The sequence below is a fragment of the Streptococcus sp. bf_0095 genome (genome assembly GCF_004166885.1).
GTDB lineage: Bacteria > Bacillota > Bacilli > Lactobacillales > Streptococcaceae > Streptococcus.
Map to the genome: position 1 here is coordinate 745,778 of NZ_RCYU01000001.1, position 22,771 is coordinate 768,548.

The following is a 22,771-nucleotide window of genomic DNA, read 5'->3' on the forward strand; positions in this document are numbered from 1 at the left end:
ACACCTACTTTATTCTATTGTAAGAATGGAACCACAGTTCCTAGTAGAAGAAGGGCAATGGTAATCACTACAATCGCTACGACCAATTTACCCATGAATTTCCACCATGCACTCAATTCAACACGTCCAAGAGCAAGAGCTCCCATTACGATACCTGAAGTTGGTGCGATCAAGTTCAAGACACCAGATGCAGATTGGTAAGCTGTAACAATCAAGCTAGCTGGTACATTGACGAATTTACCAAGAGGTGCCATGATACCCATTGTCGCGCTGGCAAGACCAGATGATGATGGAATCAAGAATGACATTGGCAAGTAGAAAATGTAAGTCAAGACAATGAACAATTGAGATGAAAGACCTTTAAGTCCTTCTTCACCCCAGTGAAGAATTGTTGCAGTGATCATACCGTCGTTCATGATGACTTGGATACCACGTGCTACTGCTACGATAATAGCAACACTCAAGAGGTCAGCTGCACCATTCATGAAGGATGAAATGATTTGTTCTTCTTTCAAGCCATAAATGATACCAACAAGGATTCCCATAAAGGCAAAGAGCATAGCTGTTTGAGGGAAGTACCAAGTACCAAGAGCATCTGTGTTACCGATCAATTGACCAAGGTAAGGAACTTTATGGAGAGACTCGTTAAAGCTGTCAAAGAATGTAATACCCAAATCTTTGAATGGGATAAATCCAGCAACCATGATAACGAATGTTGAAATGAAGACGAGCAAGACACGTTTTTGTTTCTTGTTCATTTGTGAAGGAATTTCTTCGCCACTATCAACGTTGAAGTGTTTCAAATCTTCTTCACGAGTAGCATAGGTGAGAGATTTGGTTGGGTCTTTTTGAATTTTATCAGCGTAACGGTATACATAGTAGGTGCTAAGGGCTGTCATGACAATCCAGAAGATTAAACGAAGCAAGAGACCTGAAGCACTTGAGATACCTGCAGTATCAGATGCGATAACTGTCGCAAATGGGTTCAAGGTAGATGCCAAACATCCAATCTGTGAACCAAGCAAGATAATGGCTACCCCTGTCAAGCTGTCAAAACCAACAGACATCATAACAGGTACAAGAAGTGGATAGAAGGCCATGGTTTCCTCACCCATACCATAAGTTGTCCCACCAAGGGCAAACAATGGCATTAAGATCAAGATCAACATTTTTTCGCGGCCTTTGTATTTACGAACGATAGAAGCAATCCCTACATCAAGGGTACCTGTTTCGTTCACAACACCAAGGAAACCACCGACCATCAAGATAAAGAAGGCTACGTCAATGGCTGCACTGGTTGGTGCTTTACCAAGCATGGCATTGATTGGGGCCATCAAGACGTCCCAAATCCCTTGAGGATTTTGTTTCACAGCTTCATAACTACCTGCGATGATGGCACCACCATCGTCAACTTTGTATTGACCAGCTGGAATAATCCAAGTTAACACTGCCATAATGGCAATGATGATTAACAATACGGTGTAAGATGAAGGCATCTTAAACCCTTTTTTCGCTTTTTCACTCATTTGTTTATCCTCCTAACGCAACAAAGTTTGAGTGAGTCTTTCAAAAGGTTAAACTTTTAGAAAGCGCTTACCTATATGTTTATTTTATCATATTTAAGATTAAAAAACTAGTTTTTCCTAATCTTTTTTAGAAAAAAACGAGGGGAGGCACTTTCTACAAACTCCTGTAAATATGGGGTTCACTCCCCTCACTCATGTATATGAATTAGTCTTTTACGATAATCGTTCCACTTTCAGACTCAATCAAAGCGCCAAGGTTTTCAAGTGAAGTGATGACTGCTTTTCCTTCTGGACGACCGTTTACAAAGGCGATGGCAGCTTCTACTTTAGGAAGCATGCTTCCTGGTGCAAATTGATCTTGTTTGATGTACTCTTCCAATTGAGCGACATTGACATGTTCCAATTTTTCTTGGTCTGGTTTGTTGTAGTTTACAAAGACATAGTCCACTCCTGTCAAAACGATGAAGAGGTCTGCTTCTACTAATTCAGCCAAACGTTGAGATGCAAAGTCTTTATCGATAACAGCTTCAACACCAGTCAAGCTACCATTTGCTTCTTTCACAACTGGGATACCGCCACCACCAGCAGCAACAACGACTTGTCCGTCGTTCAACAAGGTACGGATGGTATTGATTTCTTTGATATCCACTGGTTTTGGTGAAGCAACAACTTTACGCCAGCCACGACCAGCATCTTCTTTGAAGGTTGCTCCTGATTTTTCAGCTTCTGCTTTTGCTTCTTCTTCTGAGTAGAATGGACCGATTGGTTTGCTGAGGTTGACAAAGGCTGGGTCGTTCTTATCCACAACGACTTGTGTCACAACTGAAGCCACATCTTTTTCAATTCCTTCTTCAAGAAGAGCATTTTGAAGAGCATTTTGAAGCCAGTAGCCAATGCTTCCTTCGGTCATAGCAACTAATGAATCCAATGGGAAAGCTGGGTTCTTTTCAGAATCTGCAGCCAAGTGTTGGAGCAAGAGGTTTCCTACTTGAGGACCATTTCCGTGAGTGATGATCAAGTCATCCCCATTTTTGATTAATTTTACTAAGTGTTTTGCTGTTTCTACAAGTGCTTCTTGTTGAGCTTTTGCAGAAGGATCAGATGAAAGGATGGCGTTTCCTCCCAAAGCAACGACGATTTTTCTTGACATAGGTTTTCCCTTTCTATAAAAAATAGGGGCAGGACTAAAGCTAGCAGTCCAGCCCCTATAGCTGTTGGTATACGGTTATAAAGTCTTAAACTTTTGGAATGTACAAGTTACCAAGAGTAGCTGCCATAACCGCTTTGATTGTGTGCATACGGTTTTCAGCTTGGTCAAAGTGACGAGCATATTTGCTGCGGAACACTTCGTCAGTAACTTCCATTTCTTCTACGCCGAATTTTTCAGCAACATCTTTACCATAAACAGTGTTTGTGTCGTGGAAAGCTGGCAAGCAGTGCAAGAAGATCAAGTCTTCGTTATCAGCTTTCTTAACCAATTCCATGTTCACTTGGTAAGGTTTCAAAAGGGCAACGCGTTCTGCAAATTTGTCTTCTTCACCCATAGATACCCAAACGTCAGTGTAAAGTACATCTGCACCTTTCACAGCTTCGTCAGCATCTTCAGTGATCAAGATATGAGCGCCACTTTCTTTTGCGAATCCTTCTGCCAATTCAACAATTTCTTGTTCTGGGAAGAGTTCTTTTGGTGAGAAGATGTGTACGTTCACACCAAGGATAGCACCTGTTACAAGAAGGCTGTTTGCAACGTTGTTACGTCCGTCACCACAGTATACAAGTGTCAAACCTTCCAAACGTCCAAAGTTTTCTTGAACAGTCAAGTAGTCAGCAAGCATTTGAGTTGGGTGCCATTCGTCAGTCAAACCATTCCATACTGGAACACCTGAGAATTCAGCCAATTCTTCAACCATACGTTGGCTGAAACCACGGAATTCAATACCATCAAACATACGTCCAAGAACTTTTGCAGTATCTTCTGTAGATTCTTTTTTACCAAGTTGGATGTCGTTTGCACCAAGGTATTCTGGGTGAGCACCAAGGTCGATGGCTGCAGTAGTGAAGGCTGCACGAGTACGAGTTGAAGTTTTTTCAAACAAAAGCGCAATGTTTTTACCAGCTAGGTAGTGGTGTTGGATGTTGCGTTTTTTAAGGTCTTTCAAGTGAGCTGAAAGTCCGATAAGGTATTCTAACTCTGCACGTGTAAAGTCTTTTTCTGCTAAAAAGCTACGTCCTTGGAATACTGAAGTTGTCATTAATTATCTCCTTTAATTATGCATGATAAGATCCTGTCAATCAGTTTAGAGGGCTCAGTTTAGACACTGAGCCCGTCTAACCTGTAGAAGGATGATTAGATTTCTTCACGTTCGAATGGCATTGACATACAACGAGGTCCACCACGACCGCGAACCAATTCACTTCCGCGGATCTTGATCAAACGAAGTCCGTATTCTTCTAATTTCTTGTTGGTAACAGTGTTACGGTCGTATACTACTACCACACCTGGTGCGATTGTAAGAGTATTTGATCCGTCGTTCCATTGTTCACGTGCAGCAGCAACGATGTTGCCATCTCCACATGGAATCAAAGTAACTTTTTCTACACCAAGGTTTTCAGCAAGCAATTCAGCCAAATCACCTTTTTCTTCAACGATCTTCAATTGTTCGTTTTCATAAGTTACAGAGAAGACGCGAAGGTTACCTTGGATTTCTGGGTGGATTGTGAATTTATCGTAGTCCACCATTGTGAATACTGTATCCAAGTGCATGAATTTACGGTTGTTAGCAAATTCGAAGGCCAATACTTTCTTGAAGCCAACGTTCTTCTTGAAGATGTTTACCAACAATTTTTCGATTGATGCAGCATCTGTACGTTGTGAGATACCAACTGCCAATACATCTTTAGAAAGTACCAACTCATCTCCACCTTCGATACGAGTATCTTCTTCACGGTTGTAGACAAGTTCAACTTTTCCACCGTAAACTGGGTGGTATTTGAAGATGTATTTACCATACAAAGTTTCACGGTTACGTGTATCTGCGTACATGTGGTTCAATGATACTGCATTACCAATTGTAGCAAATGGGTCACGTGTGAAGTACAAGTTTGGCATTGGGTCGATTGCAAATGGATAGTCAGATTCAACAAGGTCTGTCAATCCTTTTGCTTCTTCAGGAATTTCTGGAAGTTCAGCTTTTTGAACCCCTGCCATTGTTTTTTCAACCAATTCTTGGTTGTCTTCAATGCTGTGAAGCAATTCACGGATCGCAACTTTTGTTTGGCGTCCACGAATGTTTGCTTCTTCAAGGTATTCTTCGATGAACTGATCACGAATTTCTGGAGAAGTCAATGATTCAGCAGCCAACTGCTCAAGATAAAGTACTTCGATTCCTTCGTTACGAAGTGCTTCAGCAAATGCGTCATGTTCTTTTTGAGCATCTTCCAAGAATGGAATATCATCAAAAAGAAGACGTTCAAGATAGTCAGGCATCAAGTTTTCCAACTCTTTACCTGGACGGTGCAAACAAACTTTTTTCAGTTTTCCAATTTCTGAGAAAACATGAATTGGGTGTGTAGACATCTATAGTCCTCCTTTTTTCTTGCGGTTTAGCTTAGCTAATCCCGTTTACATGTTTCATTTTATCACCAATTGGTACCGCTTTCACAACCAATCTTCCATTACGAATGCCAAGAATTTGACACTTTTTTAAATATCACCCTTGTTTTATGAAAAATGAACCGCTTTCTTTGGATATTTTGCTAAATATATTCTTTTTGTGAGTAAATATTTTTTTATTTGATTTTTGAAACTTTTTAACGTTTTTGACAGAAAATAAAAGAAGCCCTACTAGGCTTCTTCAAAACTATCTAAAAAGAATGGAAGATCAAGAAAAGTTAATCTCTTATGCTTGTACTCGATTCTCTCCTCTTCTAGGAGCTTCTTTAACACTTGATTGACGGTTTCCCTCGTCGTCGCAGCTAATCTAGCCAACTCTTTCATGCTCATTGGAAAAGGGATGGTTGGACCAAACTTTTGATAATCCTTACAGAGTAGAGCTAAGGATTGGATCACACGATCACTGGCACTGGCTGCGACCACATTACGAAGCCGCAACTCCTGGAACTCCAAAATTTTTGAAAGTTTTCTCGTAATGAAGAGAACTTGTTCCATACTGGACTGGACAATTTCCTCATAAAGCTGAACAGGAATACTGAAGTATTTTACGGTTGTCATGGAAGTGGCTGTATAGTGATAAGTTGAATCTGTAAACATACCACCGTATGGGAAGACAGCTCCTTCTTTAATGTAATCCATATACGAGAAGGTGTCTGAAGAATCAAACTCCTCAATGCGGACATAGCCTTCCACCACTAAAAAGATACGATCGCGCTTATCACCAGCAAAAAATAGGATCTGTCCCTTTGGAATTTCTCTATAATGGATTTCTACAGCTAATTTATCGAATTTTTCAACTGGAATTTCTGAGAAAGCTGGATGGGATCGAATCAACTGATAATCTTCTTTTGTAATCATTTCTATTCTTTCTTTAGGTTCTTTAGTTATTATATCATATTTATTTACTGACCTCAAAGAATGTCACCAGGATTTTAGCTATTAAAACAATATTTTCCATAGAAAAAACCTTCCCAAAACTGTTTTGGGAAAGCTTCTAAATCGTTAATTGACATTTACACGGTGCCATTCATTGATCACATAGCAGAGTTGGCCAAGTAAATGAAGACCATAGCCACTGATCTCCGTACTTTCTGGAGTAGTTCCCCCTAGACCAGCTGTAAAAATTGAGATGAGGTAGGGTGTTTGTTCGTAAACGATGGCTTCGACATTGAGGGCTTCCGCTACATAACCAGGTTTTTGCTGAATGATCAAATCTGGTAAATACCGTTTGTAGTATTCATTTGGGAAGGACTCTCCGATCAATTCTAGCAAGGTCGCATACTTTTCTTTATGATTCCAGAGATAGTCTAAGACTTGAATATAGTAATCAGATGTCGTTTTGTTTTCAGGACTGATGGTTTTTATTTCTGCACGGGATTTCCCATATTTTTCATACTTCCCGTAAACATTGTCCATACCACCAAAGCGGTCGGCCAAGGCATATGCCGGCGTATTTTCTGAATAGACAAGAGAATACCGCTGCATATCTGGAATCGTCATAGCGCCACCGAAAGCAGCTACATAATTATCGTGCTCTCCAAGGTACTCGTAGTAAGTATTGGTAATATCAAATTCATCCGTTAAATTTAATTTCCCTGCATCGACTTCATCCACGACTAACATATTGAGGGGGAGTTTATAGGTACTTCCAGCTGTCATCGGCTGCAACTCATTCATTGAAAACTGTTGGCCTGTCGCAGGATTTTTGTAGGTAAAGGTGATTTGGGAAGGATCAATACCATATTCAGCCATGTAGTCTTGTACAACTTCTACCAAGCCTTTATTGGCATAATCATAGACAAGACCTAAATTCTCCATGGTTTCACGATCTTGATCTATGACAGCTTGTTTTTCTTCAGGAGTTTTGACACGAGGAGGTTGGAGAGGCTGCTTCTCTTCCTTGGACTCAACTGGTTGAGCTGTCGTTTCCTCTTGAGCAAGCGGTGAGGCCGGAGCCTGATAAAGATGGAGGTAAGTTAACGCTCCAACTCCTCCTATACATAGTAAAATTCCCAACACAATCATGATCGATCGAACATTAAATATTTTTTTCATATGAAGTTAATTATAAAAGATTCTCTTTAAAATAACAAGGTGTTTCCGGATCAGAAAACGATTTCTTCTAGAAGAAATTTTTTAGCGATTTCCAGATCAATCCTTCTTCATTTTCCTAATAGTCCATCCCCTTTTGACTGTCTTATTTCCGCTTAAAGGATCCCATGATCAGTTTTGCCACTTCACGCGCAATGGTACGGAACAAGGAACTGATAAAGGAATCTTTGGCCTTTTCTAAACTAGATTTCCGCGGACGGCCCGGACTCCGTTTTTGACTGGCCTTCTCTTCTGCAACTCTTGCTTTATCTTCCTCTTCTCGCTCCTTTTCCTTCTCTTCTCTAGCAGATTTTTCAGTCAATTTTTCATAAGCTGATTCATTGTCTACTCGAACAGCATATTTTTGATGGAAAGGAGAGCTGGTAATCAAGGCCAACTGTTCACTCTCGTTTAACAAATCAAAGCTCGATTGTGGAGACAAAATATAGGAGCGTTCAACCACACTTGGTTGCCCCTTTTCATTTAGGAAGGAAACGAGAGCTTCCCCTGTTCCCAACTCCGTCAAGACAGTTTCCGTATCAAATTCTGGGTTTGGTCGGAAGCTTTGAGCAGCAACCTTGATGGCCTTCATTTCTTTTGGCGTATAGGCACGCAAGGCATGTTGGACACGATTCCCAAGCTGAGCCAATACAGACTCAGGAAGATCTTGAGGATTCTGTGTAATAAAGTAGATCCCCACTCCTTTAGACCGGATAAGGCGAACGACTTGCTCAACTTTTTCCAGGAAGAGCTTGCTCGCATCATTAAACAAGAGGTGGGCTTCATCAAAGAAGAAGACAAATTTCGGTTTTTCTAGATCTCCAACTTCTGGTAAGGTCTCGAACAGACGAGACAACATCCAGATCAGGAAGGTTGAATAGAGCTTAGGGGAGTTGAAAAGACGAGTCGCTGATAGAATGTTGATGTATCCTCGTCCACTGCTGTCCAATTGCATAAAATCTTGAAGGTCCAAGGCTGGCTCTCCGAAGAATTGATCTGCCCCCTCTTGCTCTAGCACTAACAAGCTTCGTTGAATAGCTCCCACTGATTGTTTACTGATATTGCCATATTGAGCGGAATAGTCTGAAGCATGGTCATAGACTTCCTTCAAAAGACTCTGTAAATCCTTCAGATCAATCAAAGGCCAATTTTTTTCTTTAGCTAATTTAAAGACGATGGCCAAAATCCCTGTTTGTGTTTCGTTGAGGTCCAACAAGCGCGCTAGCAAAAGAGAGCCCATTCCTTCAATCGTTGCACGGACCGGATGTCCTGCTTGACCAAAGACATCCCATAAGCGAACTGGAAAAGCTTGCGGTTCAAAAGGATCTGTAATACCAAGTAGTTTATAGCGTTCTTCCATCTTTGGCGTCCATTGTCCTGCTTTGGCAAGACCTGAAAGATCTCCCTTGATATCCGCTAGAAACACCGGAATCCCTTGCTGACTTAATTTTTCAGTTATGACTTTTAGGGTCACGGTTTTCCCTGTACCAGTAGCCCCTGCAATTAACCCGTGGCGGTTGAGCATTTTTAGATAAAGTGGCGTATCCACTGCTCCTTTTGTAATCGTAATACTTATCATTTTCATTCTCCCTTTTGTTGAGGTACAGTTTTTTTCAGAAAAAGTGACACGGCTTCTTTCTTATGTAGGAAGCCTTTCTCCTCACTTTCACATACTCTTCTAGTGTATCATTTTCAGGTATAAACGCAAGAAATATCCCTCCCAAAACAGGAGAATCATTTTACTCTACTTTGAGTAATTCTAAAAATAAAAAGCCTGAATCGAGGGGCTCCTTTAAGTGACCTCTTGATTCAAACTTTTTTTATTATGAAAGCTTATTTAGCTGCTGCATAAAGCTCGTCTACTTTGTTCCAGTTAATCACTGAGAAGAAAGCTTTGATGTAGTCAGGACGAACGTTGCGGTATTTCACATAGTAGGCATGTTCCCAAACGTCCAAGCCCAAGATTGGTTTCTTCCCTTCTGAGATTGGTGTGTCTTGGTTAGCTGTTGAAGTCACTTCAAGCTTCCCTTCTTTGTTCACAACCAACCATGCCCATCCAGAACCGAAACGAGTGGTTGCTGCTGCAGTGAAAGCTGCTTGGAATTCTTCGAATGAACCGAAGGCTTCATCGATTGCTGCTGCAAGTTCTGCTGAAGGAGCTGTCTGTTCAGGAGTCATCAATTCCCAGAAAAGCGCGTGGTTCAAGTGTCCACCACCGTTGTTGATAAGCGCTTGGCGGATATCAGCTGGGATCGATTCTACATCTGCCAACAAAGCTTCAAGGTCTTCACCAATTTCAGGGTGTTTTTCAAGAGCTGCATTTGCATTGTTTACGTAAGTTTGATGGTGTTTATCATGGTGCAAGTGCATTGTTTCAGCATCAATGTATGGTTCCAATGCATCGTATGCGTACGGAAGATCTGGTAAAATAATTGCCATGGAAAATACCTCTATTTCTTTATGTATATAAAAATGATAACGCAATCATCCAATTTATTCAACTATTCTGCTTACACAGATGGGTTAGCTAGCTTTAGTACAGCCAAATCAAATAGATAATCTTTCTCATAAGTTCCCGATTTCATTTGGAAGTCGGTATCAATCAAAAGACAAATCGCCTGCTCCAAATAAGCTAGAGAAATCCCTCTACTATCTCTTAGGGCAAATTTGACTTGATAGGGATTTACTTTGCGACCGGTCAGCTCTGATAGGTCTGAAACGATTTGGGATTCTGTTCGTCCCTCTTGCTTCAACAGCTTGACCTGTGTGTAGATGCGGAACTGACTCAATAAAATGGCCAAAAGCTTGATTTCATCCTCTCCTTGCAGCCGAAGGTCCTTGACCAAACTGCGGGCGGGATCAATTTCTTTCTTTAGGATCATCTGGATCAGATCAAACAGATTATCCTGGAGTGTCTTTGGAATAGCCTCTTCTATATCTGAGATGGTAATGCTTGAAGCTCCCTTGTAGGTTTTAAGAAACTCCAAGTTTTTCTGAATCTCACTAAAATCAAAGCCAGATTTGATCAAAAGTTGGTCGAAGGCTTGTGAATCAATCGCTAGTCCCAAAGACTTGATCTCTTCCGTGAAATGGGCACGCAACTCCTGCTCTTTTAATTCAGTCGCTTCCAGCAACTGGGCATCCCTTTTTAAGAGCTTGACAATTCTTCGTTTGCTATCCAGTTTTCCTTCCGCAATGACAATCAAGCGAGTCGTTTCTAAAGGTGCCGATAAGTATCCTTCAAAGGACTGCAATTCATCATCCGTCAGGTATCTTTTTTTTGCGGTCGTCACATCGACAAAATGATCCAAAATCACTATTTTTTCGTCCGCAAAAAATGGAAGGCTGACCAAGTCAAGCTCGACCTCTGCATAAGCTGTTTCCTTCATGTCAAAATAGGAATAGTTCAAATCAGATGAATCGTAGCCAACTTTCTTAAAAAGTTGCTCTTTCATCCACTCAAACTGACCGATGTCATCTCCTGATAGAACCAGGATTGGAGGAAGGTTCTCAGCACTGATTTTTTTAATTGTTTGTAAAGCCTGCATGTTCTGAAGGTACCTCATTCCACTCTCTAAACTGATGCTGGATCTGTTCCGATTCCATTTTCTTTTCAAGAGGTGCTTTCTCTAGTGGAGTTGGTGGAGCCGAAACAATCTGGGGAATAGCTGAAAAACTGTTGGGATCCATCAAATAGGATGGCATACTTGGCGAAGAGACCACGGGACTCGTCGAAGCAAATCCTGAAGAAGCATTCTGGTCCGGTTGTGCAAGTCTAGCACTTGGAAGGACCAAGAGACAAGCCAAGCAGAGCAAGCCTGCAAGAGCTAAGACTAAAAAAATGGAAATAGGAGATAAAAGGTAGAGCAAGATAGGACCTAGAAATAGGAAAATCAAAGACCAATGAAAACCTGCATCTCTCAATCGCCGAACGACTACTGCTTGCTGGGGAACAAAAATAAGATAGAGATAAAGGAGAAAAAAGATGCTGAACCAAGCTGAAACGTCCATCCCGGTCAAGGGAATCACGTCTTCCTCTGATTTCGAATTTGAAAAGAGTAAGACCAATTGGTAAATCCAAAATGGACTGGTAAATAATAAATGCCAGGCTTGGCTAATCCAAAATTCTTTTCTATCTGATTTTCTTGAAAAATCAGCATATTGCATCCAAAACAACTGTAATGATTTCATACTTGTAACCTCATTTCCTTGACTTTATCATAGCAATTTTCAAGCTAGAAATCAAACAGCTCTTATCGAACGGTTTCAATCGTCCACTGATTCCACCCTCTAAAACGAATCGCTCCTTGCTGGTCTGTACGAAAAACAGTCATTTTTAACTCTTTGAAGCGCTCCAAAGTTTCCTGATGAGGATGCTGGTAACGATTTTTTTCGCCCGCAGATATCAAGGCAATTTTTGCTTGGATTTTCTCTAAGAAGGCAGGGTGAGAAGATCCCTTAGAACCATGGTGGCCTGCTTTTAGGACATCCACGCGCAGTTGAGGATATCGGGCTAACAAGGCCTTTTCCCCTTCTTCTTCTAAATCTCCTGTAAAAAGGAAGGACCACCCATAAAAGCGACCATAAAGAACAATGGAATCGTTATTACTCCCATCTCCTACTTCTACCGGATAGAGGACTTCTGCACGCCCATCAAAGATCGACAATTGATCACCAGCCTCCAACGTTTTTACCGGTAAGTTCAATCGTTTGAGCAGACGGACAAAAGAGCCTTTTTTTAAACTTCCCTTAGAAATATTTATTTCCTTTATCCTAACCTTAGTCGCAAGCACTTCCAAATCTCCCATGTGATCTGTGTCAGTATGCGTGAGAATCATATGATCAATCTGGTCAAGCCCCCTGCTTTTGAGATAAGGGAGTAGGGTCCGTTCTGCATTGCTAGTAGACCTTCGCTTTTTCCATTCCTCCTTTTGGCCAAAGTCCACTTTTCCTCCTGTATCAATTAAGATAGTTTTCCCTCGCCAATCACGCAACAAAATACTATCACCTTGACCAATATCAATGATGGTAATCTCATTTTCTAAAGGATGCTTCACGATGGCAAACACAGAGCATACTAAGAGTAAAAACAGGTATCGCCACTTCTTAACCTTTCGTATCTCATAGAGGCAAGCTAGCAAGCACAATAACAAGATGAAAAAATAGATGCTTGGCTGTCCAAAAACCAAGGATTGACTAGTGAAGCTCGCTAGATACTCCATACTTTTTTCCATCCAGACGAAGAAAGGATTCCAGAAGGTCAAGGGATAAAGAAAAGAAAGGAGAAAGACGACACTCAGTCCTGGCAACAACAGAAGGTCAAATAAGAGAGAAAAAATAAAGGTTAGAGGAAGGGACCAGGGTTGGTATTCTCCAAAGAAAAAAATGAGAAAAGGAAGAACCCCTAGTGTTAACACTAGACTCTCCTTGATGACTTTTCGGATTCCCTCCTTCTCCTCTTCGGAAGAGGTTAGAGTCAATATAAAGGCGTAGGCGCAGGATAAGAGACCTCCAGCAGTCAACAAGGAGGACGGTAAAAGAAGGAGTAATAAAAGGAGAGTGACTCCCATATTTTCCATTCCTTTGAGCCCAGCCTGGGCCAGGAGTTTCTGTAAGAGGCTTCGAACGACCGAAACCGAAAAGCCTGTCATTCCAGCATAAAGAAGCGAAAATGGATAGAGGAGGTAGGCAACCTTTTCCTGCTCCAGTCCCAATCGGAGAAAGAAGCGCCGAAAAGCATCTAGGAAGAAGGCAACCTGCATACCCGATAAAGCGAACAGATGGATAATCCCCAAGTTCGAATACAGCTGGCTCATTTCTTCAAACTCTACATCTAAAAAACCAAAAAGCAAACCTGTCATGTAGTGACTCATGGGCTGGGGGAAATGCTGGTGAACCCATACAATGGCCTTTCGCCTCCAACTAGACAGCAGTCCTATGAAATCTCTAAGCTCAGCAGGTCTCTTTTCAAGGATGTGGCTGATTTTTAAAAGGTGATAAATCCCTTGTGTTTTCAGATAAGCCTGGTAATCAAAACCCATAAAATTACGCTGTTTTGTCGGGGTCTCTAACTCCCCTTTGATCCGTAATTCTAGCCCATGATCCAGGTGTTTAAAATAGGCTTGTTCTTCCTCTGACTGAAGCTGGTAGAAAACCTGAAAAGTACGGCTACCCGACTTGGCACGAAAGGATAAAGCATCTCCATTCACCTTGATGGTATCCGGTAAAAGCTGAATGACCCTTGGGACCCTATAATCGCTTGACTCTTGTTTTCCCTGTTCGATCCGGAAAGCAAAACAAAGGGCAAAGAGGGAAAGAAACCCTAGGAGGCACAGAAATCGTTTGCCATCGTAGCGTCTCCTAAACAAGATGAAGAAGGCCAGAAGGAAGATCGAAGCGAGCCAGTGTCCCGTGTAGATCCAATAATAGAGAGCTAAAACCGGCAGGGTGAGATGAAATGGATGAATGTTGAGACTTCTAATCCACTGTAACATGCTCTTTTAACTTTTCTAGCGTCTTTTGGCCAATCCCAGAAACATTTTTCAATTCATCAACAGACTGAAATTTTCCTTTTTCCTCACGATAAGCAATGATATCTTGGGCTCGCTTTTGACCTATACCAGAAATCGTCTGTAGTTCCGCTTCTGTTGCCGTATTGAGATTGACCTTTCCATCTTTTGACTGCTTTTCACCACCGGTCGTCCCAGCAGATGCAGATGCGGACGCAACAGGCGCTACCTCCTCTCCATTCTTAGCAACATAGACGATGGACTCATCCTCCAATTTTTGCGCTAAGTTGACGGATTGGTTGTTGGCTTCGTCTGTCATCCCTCCTGCTTTTTGGACAGCATCATAGACCCGGCTCCCCACGGGAAGTTCGTAGACCCCTGCCTGTCTAACAGCACCCTTCACATCCACCATGATTTTCTCTTGAGAGGAGTCCGTCTTTTCCTCACTCCTCTGTTGAGAGCTAGAAGGGAGGCTTGTCTCTTCCTTAGGGGAAATCTCCTGATCCACCATTTCTAACTGAGAAATGACAGTTTCCGGTCCTTGTGGGGGTTGCTTAGGCCAAAAGAGAAATATTCCTCCCATCACTAGCCCCACAGCAGCCAAACCTAAAAACAGTTTATATTCCTTGATCTTCTCAATCCACGTCTCCATAAATACCCCTTTTATTTTTATTATTCGTAAAAAATCGAAGAAATAAAAAAAGAATGTCAAAAATCACATGATTTTTGACATTCTTTTTATCTAGATTACTGCTTAGTCTTTCCGATGCTTGTCCGGATCCCAAACAAAACTAGCGATATAACTAAACAAGAGGGTCAGTAAAGCGACAACCAAGACAAATGGCAGCAGTAAAAACTTCAACAAACGGATGAAGATAAAAGGTTTTCGGTCGTTGCGGAGTGCCTGAGATTCCGCATCTAAGCGATCAAACTCAGCCTGGATACGTCTTGCAACTTCTTCCACTCCCTCATCATTCATTTTTGCAATATCAGAGATATCAATAGGGTGCCCAAAGTTCATGTCAACCCGTTCACAGGTCGCTAGTCCTTTCAAAGTCATTGGACCCGTATAAGTGACAGGCATAATACGTACCTTGGCCATCTTGGCAATCACAGCAACTCCACCCTTAACATCCTGAGAATGGCGACTTCCACTTGGAAACATAATCAAGGAACGCTTGCTTTTTTTGAGCATATTCACTGGGTATTTAATCGCTGCTGCACCTGGATTTTCACGGTCAATTGGGAAAGCCCCGCACATGCGAATCCACCATCCAAAAATCCGATTGGTAAAGAGTTCCTTCTTAGCCATAAAGATAAATTGCTTGGGTTTAGTCGCAAAGGCCATGTAGACCGGATCCCACCAAGTTCGATGAGGAGCTACGAGAATGTAATTTTCCTCTTGACTCGGAATCAGTTCCTTATGATGGTAATGAGCATTTCCATTCAGAACCCATAAAATAAAGGTCACTAAGCCACGTAAATAGGTATAAAACATGCTTTCTCCTTTGATAATTCTCTTGTTTATCCATTATACCGTATCCTTCTCTTCCCCGCAAATCTTTTCAAAAACTTGATGACTCAACAAACTGACTGCATCTAGTCTTTTTCTTAAAAAAATGATATGATGTTTTTATGGAAATGAATGAATTAAAGGGATTAACCCATGAAGAGGTCCGCAAAAAAATACAGCGTGGCCAAACCAACGAATTTAAAGCGAATACCAGTACCAGTACCTGGCAAATCATCAAGCGCAATGTCTTCACCTTGTTTAATGCTTTGAACTTTGTGATCGCCCTCGCTTTGGTTGCGGTACAAGCCTGGAGCAATCTGGTCTTTTTTGCAGTCATCTGCTTTAATGCCTTATCCGGGATTGCTACAGAGCTCCGCGCTAAACGGATGATTGATAAATTGAACTTGATGAGTAAGGAGCTCGTCACTGTCATCCGAGCCGGGGAAGAGGAAACCATTGATCCAGAGGAAATCGTCCTTGGCGACCTGATTAAGCTATCTGCTGGAGACCAAATTCCGAGTGATGCCATCGTTCAAAAGGGAGTTGCTGAAGCCAACGAAGCCATGCTGACGGGAGAAAGTGACTTGGTTCTCAAGGAAGAGGGAGATGAACTTCTATCCGGTAGCTTCTTAGCGAGTGGCCAGGTCTACGCTCGTGTCAAACGTGTGGGGGCCAATAACTATGCTAATAAATTGATGGTTGAGGCGAAAACTCTCAAACCCATCAACTCTCGCATCCTCTACAATCTCGCAAAAATCTCTAGTTTTACTGGAAAGATTATTATCCCATTTGGAATCGCCCTCTTCTGTGAAGCCTTTTTGATTAAACTGCTTCCAGTGAAAGATTCTGTGATTACCTCTTCCACTGCTCTCCTGGGCATGTTGCCAAAAGGAATTGCCCTTCTGACAGTGACCTCTCTCTTGACAGCCGTGATCAAGTTGGGGATGCGCAAGGTCTTGGTCCAAGAGATGTACTCTGTGGAAACCCTGGCTCGTGTCGATACTCTTTGTTTGGATAAGACAGGAACCATCACCCAAGGAAAAATGACCGTCAAAGGCATTCACTCCCTGTCTGAACACTTTTCTGAAGAAACTATCGAAGTTATTCTCGCTGCCTATATGCAAAATTCTGAGGATAACAACCCAACTGCCCAAGCTATCCGCAAAGCATATGGCGAGTTAGAACACGCTTATACAGCAGAATCAATCATTCCATTTTCAAGTGATCGAAAATGGGGGGCCATGACCCTGACCAACTTGGGGACCGTTTATTTAGGGGCCCCAGAAATGCTCCTCAAAGAAAATCCTCCAGCGGTATTGGAAGCCCAAGCCCATGGATCACGGGTCTTGATCTTAGCTCGCAGTGTGGAAGCCATTGATATGCATGATTTGACTTTGCCAAGTGATGTAGAAGCGATCGCCGTCATTGAAATCCTCGATCCAATCCGCGAAGGGGCTGCCGAAACCTTGGATTATCTTCGCTCCCAAGATGTAGATCTCAAAATCATCTCTGGTGATAATCCAGTCACTGTTTCTTACATTGCTAAGGAAGCTGGTTTTGAAAGCTACGAAAGTTATATTGACTGTTCTAAGATTGAGGACGATGAGTTGGTGGACCTAGCTGAAAGTACAGCCATTTTTGGACGGGTTTCTCCTCATCAAAAGAAACTCTTGATTCAAACCCTCAAGGCTGCTGGTCGAACCACTGCCATGACAGGGGACGGGGTCAATGATATCCTAGCCTTACGAGAAGCTGACTGCTCCATCGTGATGGCCGAAGGCGATCCTGCAACTCGTCAAATTGCCAATCTCGTCTTGTTAAACTCTGACTTTAATGATGTTCCAGAAATTCTCTTTGAAGGTCGTCGGGTCGTCAATAACATTGGACGAATCGCTCCTATCTTCTTTATTAAGACGATCTACTCCTTCATTCTGGCGATTATTTGTATCGCAAGTGCCCTTTTATTTGACATCAACTACTTGTTGATCTTCCCATTTATTCCGATTCAGATTACACTGATTGACCAGTTTGTCGAAGGATTCCCTCCATTTGTCTTGACCTTTGAACGAAACATTAAGCCAGTGGAAAAACACTTCCTCAAACGCTCCTTGCATCTGGCCTTACCAAATGCCTTGATGGTTGTCTTTAGCGTCTTATTTGTTCGTTTATGGGGAGCTCATCATGGCTGGTCTAGCCTGGACATGTCTACCCTTTCCTACTACTTGTTAGGATCTATTGGCTTCTTGTCCGTTATTCGGGCTTGCTTGCCACTCAATATCTGGCGAGGTCTCTTAATTATCTTCTCTGTCTGCGGTTTCTATCTCTCTGCCTTTTACTTGAAAGGTCTGATTGAAATCGGAACATTGACAGCTGTGACCTTCCCAGTCTACCTTGCCTTGATGGCTCTCTTTACGGGAATCTTCATCTTGGCGACCATTTATCAAAAATATGAATTTGATTAAACAACTCTTTGATAAGGATGGAACAAAAGTTCTGTCCTTATTTTTTCTTATCCCTTTCTATGCTTTTCCCCGCCCTCTTTTCATGCTATAATAGAGCCATGAACGATATCGAATTAAAAGACGGCGAACGCGTCAACCAACTATTTTCTAGTGATGTAAAAATCATTCAAAACAGAGAGGTTTTTAGCTATTCTATTGATAGTGTCCTTTTGTCACGTTTTCCTAAGTTGCCCAACCGTGGTCTGATTGTCGATCTTTGTGCCGGCAATGGCGCTGTCGGACTCTTCGCTAGCACGCGCACCAAAGCAACCATCGTTGGAGTGGAGATTCAAGAAAGACTCGCCGACATGGCAGAGCGTTCCATCCAATTGAATGGCCTCTCCGACCGTATGTCCATGATTACCGATGATTTAAAAAATTTGCCCCACCATTTCCCTGGTAGTAAAATCGACCTTATTCTCTGTAATCCTCCCTACTTTAAAGTGGACGAGCATTCCAATTTAAATGAGAGCCCTCATTATTTGCTAGCTCGTCACGAGATCACCACCAATTTGGACCAAATTTGTCAAGTGGCCCAACGGACTCTCAAGTCCAATGGCCGACTCGTCATGGTACATCGTCCGGATCGCTTCTTAGATATCATTGAAACCATGAAACACTACAATCTGGCTCCTAAACGGATTCAATTTGTCTATCCCAAGGTCCATAAAGATGCCAACATGCTTCTCATTGAGGCCATTAAAGATGGATCGCGAGATGGTCTAAAAATTCTGCCTCCACTGTTCATCCATGAGGAAGATGGAAGCTATACGCCGGAGATTCATGAGATTTATTATGGAAACTAAAGCTTATATGTATGTAGTCCAGTGTGCAGATGGGACCCTTTATACTGGCTACACCACCGATATCGAACGCCGTATCAAAACCCACAATGCTGGCAAAGGCGCCAAATATACACGTCCCAGACTTCCTGTGACCTTGATCTACCAAGAGTCTTTCCCCGACAAAAGAGCTGCTATGTCAGCCGAAGCACTCTTTAAACGGAAGAGCCGAGAGGAAAAACTGACCTATATCAAGCATCAACAATCTAAACTAGATCCAGAATAGAGGTAACCTAAATGATCTAACAATCATCTGTTTGCATGCTAAAAGGAGCCACAAGAGCTCCTTTTTTTAATCATCTAGGATTCGTCATCAAGGGTCTTCAAAAATGCCCAATTTCCAACACTTTGTTTTCCATAGTCAAGCACCATAGAATCTAATAGAACGAATTCATTTTTTTCATAGAAAAAGACATTTTGCTGGGTACTGGTAATCAAGCCTAGACGCTTACAACCTTTGGCCTTGACGTAAGGCTCAATCCCGTTTTGGAGAAAATGACTACCAACACCTTGGCCCTGAATAGTTGGGCTCACAGCAAACATCATTAAATACCAGTCGAAGTTTCCGGATTTTTTCAAATGTTGCTCCGAACGCTCCACCAGGTCCAGATATTTCATTAATTTCCAAGGGCTAATGTAACGGAATAACTTAAAAATTCCATTTAGTAGGTAAGAGACCATTGAGAAATCTTTTTGTTGCAAGAGTCCTACAGCTATAATTTCTCCATCTCGTTCAGCAACTAGGCAAGTTTCCCCTTTGATGTAGAGCTTGACTAACAAGGTATGCAATAGCTCAATAAAGGCCGGAAAGTATTCAGGCTTTTTTAAATCTTCTTTAATGACGGTTAAAAATGGATAATTCATAAAAGCATCAGCGCAGACTTTTCCAATTAGCTTGTACTCATCTAGCCTTGCTTCTCTATATACGATCCTTTCCATACGCCAACTCCTTCATTCTAATAAGTCCATTATACTGTAAAATACTCTTTTTTTCGATTGCAATATGAAATTATCACATAAATTCTTACAAATCCGAAGCCATTTGAATAGTGAATGAAAGCTTAATCAGATTTATGAACATTGGGAACCAATTTTTGATGAATGACGGAACTACTCCTGCATAGAAACAAAAAAATAGTCCTTCTAGATTTTTCTAGAAAGACTATTTGATACGTTAGGAACTAAGAAAATTAAATACGCTCTTTCCAAGAAGTTGCGACTTGGTCTAAGACTTGGTTGAGCTCTTCAATGTTGCGACGACCTTCTGTACGGAGCCATTCACGAGCTGCTGCTTCGCCATTCTTGATGTAGGCTTCTACAGATCCAGCCCAAGTTGCACGACCACAAAGGACCCCGTTGAAGTTCGCGCCTGCTTCATGCGCAAAGACGAGGGTTTCTTGGAAAAGTTTGGCAGAAACACCTGCACTCAAGTAGATGTATGGAAGGTTAGTTGCTTCTTCTTGTTCTTTAAAGAAGGCAGCAGCTTCTTCACGGCTATGAACGATTTCTCCATCTCCAAAACCTTCAACGTATTTGACATTGACTGGCACTTCTACCTTCAAGACATCGATGTTGAAGCGTGGGTCTGAGAAGACTTTCATAGCTTCGATGACCTTACGAGGTTTTACTTTCGCATATTCTACAGATCCGGCATCCGCGATTTTTTCATCATAAGCCAAGATTTCAAGGAAGAATGGAATTTCTTCTGCAACACATTCTGAACCAATGCGTTCGATGTAGGCTTGTTTTTCTTGGTTAAGTTCTTCTGCACTATCCACATCATAGTAGAGCAAGAATTTCACTGCATCTGCACCCTGTTCTTTGATGCGTTTAGCTGACCAAAGGTTAAGGCAGTCTGGCAGACGCTTGGTGCTAGAAGTGTCGTAGCCAGTTTTTTCATAAGCCAACAAGAGACCTGCTTCTGCATCCAAGACCTTAGTAGCAGGAAGTCCATACTCAGGATCCAAGAGCATAGAAGATGCGAATGGTGTCAATTCTTCAGCCACCAAGACCTTCAATTCTTCCATTTGAGCCACTGTTGGTTCTGTATCTTGGTACTGAGCCATGAGGCGTTTCAAGGCACCACGTTGGTCAAAGGCCAAGGCTGAAATCACACCCTCTTTGGTGCTCAATTTTTCTAAATAGTTGCGTTTTTGTTCTGTTAATACCATCTTATACCTCTTTTACAATTATATTCTGATACAAATCATCGTAGTGGGCCATATTGACATGCCCTGTCATCTTTTCTTGGGCATTTAGCATCCCTAAGACCATAGCATGGGTCAAGAGGGCCGCGTCATCTTTTCCGCTACTGAGGGCGGCAGAGATCCCAGCCACGGTTGAATCTCCAGATCCCACTGGATTGACCACTTCTATTTTTGGAATATCGACCTTATAGAAGCTGTCCCCATGTTTGGCAAAGGCACCATCTCCACCTAAGGAGACGATAATCCATTCGATTCCTTCAAACAGTGGGTCTTTCAAAACTTCTTTTAAGTCCTCAAAATCCGCTGAAACATCCCGTCCTAAGAGTTGAGATAATTCTTCGCGATTGGGTTTAATCACCGTTGGTTTGAATGGTGAGTGAAGGACCGCTTCTAAAGATTTGCCTGATGAATCAAGTACAACCTTGCGTCCTGCTTCTTTTGCAATCTCAATTAGGCTCGCATAATAGTCCACTGGTAGCCCTGTAGGAAGACTCCCCGAAATAGCAATCACATCCGCTGTCGGCATGAGGAGTTTGAAATGATGAAGGAATCCTAAAGCTTCCGTCCGGATAATTTCTGGACCCGCTTCTAAGATTTCTGTTTGATTTCCTTCATGCAAGATGGCGATACAGTTCCGCGTATCTCCCAGGATATCATAGAAGAAGGATTGGACATCTCGTGGAAGATGGGTCTTGATGAATTGACCATTGGTCCCCCCAACAAAACCTGTTGCTCCAACTGTTTCACCGCTCTCAGCTAGGACACGGGTGACATTTAACCCTTTCCCACCAGCCGTCTTAGAAACTTCCGACACACGATTCACAGTATCCAACTTTAATTCTTCCAAGGGATAAGAAATATCAATGGAAGGATTCAAGGTGACAGTTAAGATCATATCCTCACCTCTTAGTCGTGGTATTCACCACGATCCCATTTTTCAAGGAATTCTGTAAAGAAGTCTGCATCCTCTTGGTGATCATTATGGGTTTCCAAATGTTGAATCTTGGCAATCAATTTCTTGTTTTCTTCACTTGGTTTGTATTCTGCATGAATGAAAGCTTCAATGATATCACACATGAGCAACTCACCGGTTACTTTCCCACCAAAACCAATCACGTTGGCATTCAACTCTTCTTTCGCATAAAGAGCAGTTGTCATGTCGCGAACCAAGGCTGAACGGATTCCAGGAACCTTGTTAACAGCGTTGTTAATTCCAACACCAGTACCACAGATACATACTCCAAGATCTGCTTGACCACTAGCGACTGCTTCTCCGACTTTTTTCCCAAAAATTGGGTAGTGGGTACGTGCATGGTCATAGGTTCCGAAGTCAAGGACTTCATAACCTTTTGATTTCAAAAATTCAGAAACAGCCATTTTTTCATTTGTGACAATATGGTCACATCCAATTGCAATTTTCATTCGTTTACTCCTCCCCTTAGCACATCTTGTTGAGCATATCGACACGGATTTGGTGGCGACCGCCGTCATACTTACCGTTTACAAAACCTTTGGCGATATTTTTGGCCAATTGGTCACCCACGATTTGAGCACCCATGGTGATCATGCGAGAATTGTTGTGGCCACGAGTCATGTAGGCAGAACGCTCATCTGAAACTTCTGCCGCAACCATTCCTTTAATTTTAGTAGCGACCATGAATGGACCAGCACCATAGGCATCAATGACGATACCAAGATTGTCTTCTGCTTGTTTGACTTCCTTAGCGACAGCCAAAGTCACATCGACAAAGTCTTGCCCTTCTTCTGTCACATCCACCACTTGGAAACCTTCTGCTTCCAAATATTCTTTGACTACTTCTTTTAAGCGGATACCTGCTGCATCCGCACCAATAATAACTGACATATTATGCTCCTTCTTTTAATTCATTTTTCAATCAAATACAGAAAC

Annotated in this window: 21 protein-coding genes; 3 read left to right on the top strand and 18 right to left on the bottom strand. The window is 42.1% G+C overall.

Annotated elements, in window-relative coordinates:
* Window positions 1-14: 14 nt before the first annotated feature.
* The 13 genes from EAI95_RS03780 to EAI95_RS03840 form a co-directional block, all read right to left on the bottom strand.
* Entirely contained in the window at window positions 15-1,526 is a 1,512-nt protein-coding gene (locus EAI95_RS03780) for a YfcC family protein (RefSeq protein WP_006596655.1), read from the bottom strand.
* Window positions 1,527-1,731: 205 nt separating this feature from the next.
* On the bottom strand, window positions 1,732-2,676 hold the full coding sequence (arcC, locus tag EAI95_RS03785) for a carbamate kinase (protein WP_048789627.1): 945 nt from the start codon (window positions 2,674-2,676) through the stop codon (window positions 1,732-1,734).
* Between the two features lie 85 nt (window positions 2,677-2,761).
* The gene (argF, locus tag EAI95_RS03790; RefSeq protein ID WP_023022690.1) at window positions 2,762-3,778 is read right to left on the bottom strand and encodes an ornithine carbamoyltransferase; all 1,017 of its coding nucleotides are present in this window, start codon (window positions 3,776-3,778) and stop codon (window positions 2,762-2,764) included.
* Window positions 3,779-3,873: 95 nt separating this feature from the next.
* Window positions 3,874-5,103: an arginine deiminase gene (arcA, locus tag EAI95_RS03795; protein ID WP_009732527.1), complete on the bottom strand. Its 1,230-nt coding sequence runs from the start codon at window positions 5,101-5,103 to the stop codon at window positions 3,874-3,876.
* 267 nt (window positions 5,104-5,370) lie between these two features.
* The gene (locus EAI95_RS03800; protein WP_129822237.1) at window positions 5,371-6,057 is read right to left on the bottom strand and encodes a Crp/Fnr family transcriptional regulator; all 687 of its coding nucleotides are present in this window, start codon (window positions 6,055-6,057) and stop codon (window positions 5,371-5,373) included.
* A gap of 144 nt (window positions 6,058-6,201) precedes the next feature.
* The gene (locus EAI95_RS03805) at window positions 6,202-7,254 is read right to left on the bottom strand and encodes a serine hydrolase (RefSeq protein ID WP_129822238.1); all 1,053 of its coding nucleotides are present in this window, start codon (window positions 7,252-7,254) and stop codon (window positions 6,202-6,204) included.
* Window positions 7,255-7,396: 142 nt separating this feature from the next.
* Window positions 7,397-8,869, bottom strand: coding sequence for a helicase HerA-like domain-containing protein (locus EAI95_RS03810; protein WP_129822239.1), 1,473 nt, complete (start codon window positions 8,867-8,869; stop codon window positions 7,397-7,399).
* Between the two features lie 254 nt (window positions 8,870-9,123).
* Window positions 9,124-9,729, bottom strand: coding sequence for a superoxide dismutase SodA (sodA, locus tag EAI95_RS03815; RefSeq protein ID WP_129822240.1), 606 nt, complete (start codon window positions 9,727-9,729; stop codon window positions 9,124-9,126).
* 71 nt (window positions 9,730-9,800) lie between these two features.
* Window positions 9,801-10,838, bottom strand: a complete 1,038-nt coding sequence (holA, locus tag EAI95_RS03820; RefSeq protein WP_129822351.1) for a DNA polymerase III subunit delta — start codon at window positions 10,836-10,838, stop codon at window positions 9,801-9,803.
* Window positions 10,816-11,481, bottom strand: a complete 666-nt coding sequence (locus EAI95_RS03825; protein WP_129822241.1) for a DUF805 domain-containing protein — start codon at window positions 11,479-11,481, stop codon at window positions 10,816-10,818. Before EAI95_RS03825 ends, holA begins: the two co-directional genes overlap by 23 nt.
* 62 nt (window positions 11,482-11,543) lie before the next feature.
* Complete coding sequence (locus EAI95_RS03830) at window positions 11,544-13,784, bottom strand: DNA internalization-related competence protein ComEC/Rec2 (protein ID WP_129822242.1); 2,241 nt, start codon at window positions 13,782-13,784, stop codon at window positions 11,544-11,546.
* On the bottom strand, window positions 13,768-14,451 hold the full coding sequence (locus tag EAI95_RS03835) for a helix-hairpin-helix domain-containing protein (RefSeq protein WP_129268770.1): 684 nt from the start codon (window positions 14,449-14,451) through the stop codon (window positions 13,768-13,770). The genes EAI95_RS03830 and EAI95_RS03835 overlap by 17 nt, the downstream gene beginning before the upstream one ends.
* Window positions 14,452-14,553: 102 nt before the next feature.
* Window positions 14,554-15,297, bottom strand: coding sequence for a 1-acyl-sn-glycerol-3-phosphate acyltransferase (locus EAI95_RS03840; protein WP_129268768.1), 744 nt, complete (start codon window positions 15,295-15,297; stop codon window positions 14,554-14,556).
* Between the two features lie 137 nt (window positions 15,298-15,434).
* Here EAI95_RS03840 and EAI95_RS03845 point away from each other — a divergent pair, with 137 nt between their 5' ends.
* The 3 genes from EAI95_RS03845 (at window position 15,435) to EAI95_RS03860 (ending at window position 18,881) form a co-directional block, all read left to right on the top strand.
* Window positions 15,435-17,774 (top strand): cation-translocating P-type ATPase, encoded by a 2,340-nt coding sequence (locus EAI95_RS03845; RefSeq protein ID WP_129268766.1) that lies wholly within the window; start codon window positions 15,435-15,437, stop codon window positions 17,772-17,774.
* Window positions 17,775-17,872: 98 nt separating this feature from the next.
* Complete coding sequence (locus tag EAI95_RS03855; protein ID WP_129268764.1) at window positions 17,873-18,619, top strand: tRNA1(Val) (adenine(37)-N6)-methyltransferase; 747 nt, start codon at window positions 17,873-17,875, stop codon at window positions 18,617-18,619.
* Window positions 18,609-18,881 (top strand): GIY-YIG nuclease family protein, encoded by a 273-nt coding sequence (locus tag EAI95_RS03860; protein ID WP_048689170.1) that lies wholly within the window; start codon window positions 18,609-18,611, stop codon window positions 18,879-18,881. The genes EAI95_RS03855 and EAI95_RS03860 overlap by 11 nt, the downstream gene beginning before the upstream one ends.
* 74 nt (window positions 18,882-18,955) lie before the next feature.
* On the opposite strand, the gene EAI95_RS03865 is transcribed toward EAI95_RS03860, so the two are convergent.
* The 5 genes from EAI95_RS03865 to lacA all read right to left on the bottom strand — a co-directional run bounded on the left by EAI95_RS03865 (window position 18,956) and on the right by lacA (window position 22,726).
* Window positions 18,956-19,594 (bottom strand): GNAT family N-acetyltransferase, encoded by a 639-nt coding sequence (locus EAI95_RS03865; protein WP_129268762.1) that lies wholly within the window; start codon window positions 19,592-19,594, stop codon window positions 18,956-18,958.
* A gap of 251 nt (window positions 19,595-19,845) precedes the next feature.
* Entirely contained in the window at window positions 19,846-20,826 is a 981-nt protein-coding gene (gene lacD, locus EAI95_RS03870; RefSeq protein WP_129822243.1) for a tagatose-bisphosphate aldolase, read from the bottom strand.
* A 1-nt stretch (window position 20,827) separates the two neighbouring features.
* Window positions 20,828-21,757, bottom strand: a complete 930-nt coding sequence (locus EAI95_RS03875) for a tagatose-6-phosphate kinase (RefSeq protein WP_023026586.1) — start codon at window positions 21,755-21,757, stop codon at window positions 20,828-20,830.
* A gap of 11 nt (window positions 21,758-21,768) precedes the next feature.
* Window positions 21,769-22,284, bottom strand: coding sequence for a galactose-6-phosphate isomerase subunit LacB (lacB, locus tag EAI95_RS03880; protein WP_023026585.1), 516 nt, complete (start codon window positions 22,282-22,284; stop codon window positions 21,769-21,771).
* 16 nt (window positions 22,285-22,300) lie between these two features.
* Window positions 22,301-22,726 carry a galactose-6-phosphate isomerase subunit LacA gene (gene lacA / locus EAI95_RS03885; RefSeq protein ID WP_023026584.1) on the bottom strand — a complete coding sequence of 142 codons (426 nt, stop codon included), beginning with the start codon at window positions 22,724-22,726 and terminating at the stop codon, window positions 22,301-22,303.
* Window positions 22,727-22,771: the final 45 nt, after the last annotated feature.

Bases quoted from the DNA above. Each gene is read 5' to 3' on its own strand.
- EAI95_RS03780 (WP_006596655.1), bottom strand. From the start codon at position 1,526: ATGAGTGAAAAAGCGAAAAAAGGGTTTAAGATGCCTTCATCTTACACC.
- arcC (WP_048789627.1), bottom strand. From the start codon at position 2,676: ATGTCAAGAAAAATCGTCGTTGCTTTGGGAGGAAACGCCATCCTTTCA.
- argF (WP_023022690.1), bottom strand. From the start codon at position 3,778: ATGACAACTTCAGTATTCCAAGGACGTAGCTTTTTAGCAGAAAAAGAC.
- arcA (WP_009732527.1), bottom strand. From the start codon at position 5,103: ATGTCTACACACCCAATTCATGTTTTCTCAGAAATTGGAAAACTGAAA.
- EAI95_RS03800 (WP_129822237.1), bottom strand. From the start codon at position 6,057: ATGATTACAAAAGAAGATTATCAGTTGATTCGATCCCATCCAGCTTTC.
- EAI95_RS03805 (WP_129822238.1), bottom strand. From the start codon at position 7,254: ATGAAAAAAATATTTAATGTTCGATCGATCATGATTGTGTTGGGAATT.
- EAI95_RS03810 (WP_129822239.1), bottom strand. From the start codon at position 8,869: ATGATAAGTATTACGATTACAAAAGGAGCAGTGGATACGCCACTTTAT.
- sodA (WP_129822240.1), bottom strand. From the start codon at position 9,729: ATGGCAATTATTTTACCAGATCTTCCGTACGCATACGATGCATTGGAA.
- holA (WP_129822351.1), bottom strand. From the start codon at position 10,838: ATGCAGGCTTTACAAACAATTAAAAAAATCAGTGCTGAGAACCTTCCT.
- EAI95_RS03825 (WP_129822241.1), bottom strand. From the start codon at position 11,481: ATGAAATCATTACAGTTGTTTTGGATGCAATATGCTGATTTTTCAAGA.
- EAI95_RS03830 (WP_129822242.1), bottom strand. From the start codon at position 13,784: ATGTTACAGTGGATTAGAAGTCTCAACATTCATCCATTTCATCTCACC.
- EAI95_RS03835 (WP_129268770.1), bottom strand. From the start codon at position 14,451: ATGGAGACGTGGATTGAGAAGATCAAGGAATATAAACTGTTTTTAGGT.
- EAI95_RS03840 (WP_129268768.1), bottom strand. From the start codon at position 15,297: ATGTTTTATACCTATTTACGTGGCTTAGTGACCTTTATTTTATGGGTT.
- EAI95_RS03845 (WP_129268766.1), top strand. From the start codon at position 15,435: ATGGAAATGAATGAATTAAAGGGATTAACCCATGAAGAGGTCCGCAAA.
- EAI95_RS03855 (WP_129268764.1), top strand. From the start codon at position 17,873: ATGAACGATATCGAATTAAAAGACGGCGAACGCGTCAACCAACTATTT.
- EAI95_RS03860 (WP_048689170.1), top strand. From the start codon at position 18,609: ATGGAAACTAAAGCTTATATGTATGTAGTCCAGTGTGCAGATGGGACC.
- EAI95_RS03865 (WP_129268762.1), bottom strand. From the start codon at position 19,594: ATGGAAAGGATCGTATATAGAGAAGCAAGGCTAGATGAGTACAAGCTA.
- lacD (WP_129822243.1), bottom strand. From the start codon at position 20,826: ATGGTATTAACAGAACAAAAACGCAACTATTTAGAAAAATTGAGCACC.
- EAI95_RS03875 (WP_023026586.1), bottom strand. From the start codon at position 21,757: ATGATCTTAACTGTCACCTTGAATCCTTCCATTGATATTTCTTATCCC.
- lacB (WP_023026585.1), bottom strand. From the start codon at position 22,284: ATGAAAATTGCAATTGGATGTGACCATATTGTCACAAATGAAAAAATG.
- lacA (WP_023026584.1), bottom strand. From the start codon at position 22,726: ATGTCAGTTATTATTGGTGCGGATGCAGCAGGTATCCGCTTAAAAGAA.